Below are 1,806 nucleotides of genomic sequence, written 5' to 3'. Positions count from 1 at the left end.
GTCACGAAATAAATATCCTTTTTTTATCGTGTCCTTTTTACAGGGTCCATTTTACTCTCACTACATCCCCAATTTTTGCATCACAATAAGTTGTAATATCCTTTGATGAAACAATCATCTGATAGCCTCTTTTACCTGCTGAGAGAGCGATAGGACGGTCTTTTTCTATGCTGGCATCAAAATATGTTGGAAACTTCTTTTTCATGCCAACAGGAGAACAACCTCCACGCATATAACCTGTAAGACCTAGTAAATCCTTCATATGAAGCATTTCTACCTTCTTATGTCCAGATAGTTTAGCGAGCTTCTTCAAGTCTATTTCCTCTAATACAGGAATACAGCATACTAAATAGTCATGGTCCTCATGTAATACAAGTGTCTTATAGATATCACCTGCATCCATATCTACTTGTGATGCTACATGTTCACCACTTAAATGTTCTTCATCATATTCATATGTTTTGATTTCATAAGGAATCTTATCACGATCTAACATTCTTAACGCATTTGTTTTAATTTTACTCTTTTTCATATATATCACCTTGGATGATATTATAGCACTTTATCGTGGCCAATGTTCATTTTCTACAAAATAAGTAGCTTCCATATCCGCTGTAGATAAGGCGAAAGCTTCAGGGAAACGACTAAATACATTACCTACAGTTCTGGCATCATCCCCATAGCTAAAGCCCATATGATAGGCAATAGCGGCTGTTTCTATATCTGTAAGCTTTAAATAGCGATTCATAATATATACACTCTTAGAACCATGTCCTACAGGAAATGCATCTTCTATTGTATAGAAAGGAACCTGTTCCCATTGCCCTTGCGCATTCTTCTTATTACGCATTTCTGTCTTATAAATATCAACCTTGCATAAATCATGAAATAAAGCACATAATGCTATACTTTCTTCACTCATAGATAAATGATAACCTGGTTCACAACGCTTCTTTACATAACTTCTGAAGCAGAAATAGACATGGAGACTATGGTCACATAAACCACCCTCATAATCTCCATGATAACGTGTACTTGCAGGTGCACTATAGAAATCAGTACCTTCTAGCCATGAAAGAAGATCATAAATTCCTTCTCTTTGTATATACTTATGACAAATATCATTAAATAATGTTTTTACTTCAATAGAAGATAAATCATCCTTTTCAGGATACATATCTTTTGCGAGTCTTAATAAAATACCATCTTTACCAATTGTTTTCATGTTTACATCTCCTCGTCTCTATTATACCAAACTTTTTTGTAAGAAAAGTGTGTATTTGTTTTATATTTCTACTATACTATTTTTAGGGGTGATTACATGAACAAACTACATTTGCCCCAGCTGCCTACTCCTATTGAAAAAATAGGCTATCTCTCCAACAAATATAAACCAAATATTTTTGTGAAAAGAGATGACTTAACAGATAGTGTGGCATCTGGTAATAAGATTAGAAAACTAGAATACAGTGTTGCAGAAGCTTTATCTTTAGGTTGTGATACACTGATTACAAATGGTGGATTCCAATCCAACCATTGTCGATCTACTGCTGCAGTAGCCGCAAAACTAGGATTGAAGTGTATTCTTATACTTAGAAAAGAACCTGGTGAAAATATTGAAACAGCCAACTTCCTTTTAGATCATATGCTTGGTGCTGATATAAGAGTAAAGGAACATGATGATTTCCAGGCACATAAAGATGAGATGATGCAGGAAGTCTATCAGGAAGTATTAGATAAAGGTGGCAAACCTTATATTATTCCTATGGGTGCTATTAATGGAATCGGAAATTTACACTATATAGA

3 protein-coding genes are annotated in these 1,806 nt (G+C 34.4%); 1 reads left to right on the top strand and 2 read right to left on the bottom strand.

Going from position 1 to position 1,806, the window contains the following annotated elements:
- Nucleotides 1–37: 37 nt before the first annotated feature.
- Together ybaK and ACT8VG_RS10825 are read right to left on the bottom strand one after the other, a co-directional pair.
- A complete protein-coding gene (gene ybaK / locus ACT8VG_RS10830) occupies nt 38–532 on the bottom strand; it encodes a Cys-tRNA(Pro) deacylase (protein WP_217107130.1) in 495 nt (164 codons plus the stop codon).
- Between the two features lie 30 nt (nt 533–562).
- Nucleotides 563–1,225 carry a hypothetical protein gene (locus ACT8VG_RS10825; protein WP_022425162.1) on the bottom strand — a complete coding sequence of 221 codons (663 nt, stop codon included), beginning with the start codon at nt 1,223–1,225 and terminating at the stop codon, nt 563–565.
- A gap of 96 nt (nt 1,226–1,321) precedes the next feature.
- Between ACT8VG_RS10825 and ACT8VG_RS10820 the strand changes: the two genes are divergently transcribed.
- The coding region (locus ACT8VG_RS10820; RefSeq protein WP_444195878.1) for a pyridoxal-phosphate dependent enzyme at nt 1,322–1,806 on the top strand (485 nt) is incomplete at its 3' end.

This window comes from Catenibacterium sp., from assembly GCF_052354645.1.
GTDB classification, from domain to species: domain Bacteria; phylum Bacillota_I; class Bacilli_A; order Erysipelotrichales; family Coprobacillaceae; genus Catenibacterium; species Catenibacterium mitsuoka_A.
This window is presented reverse-complemented; position numbering and strand designations above follow the sequence as displayed.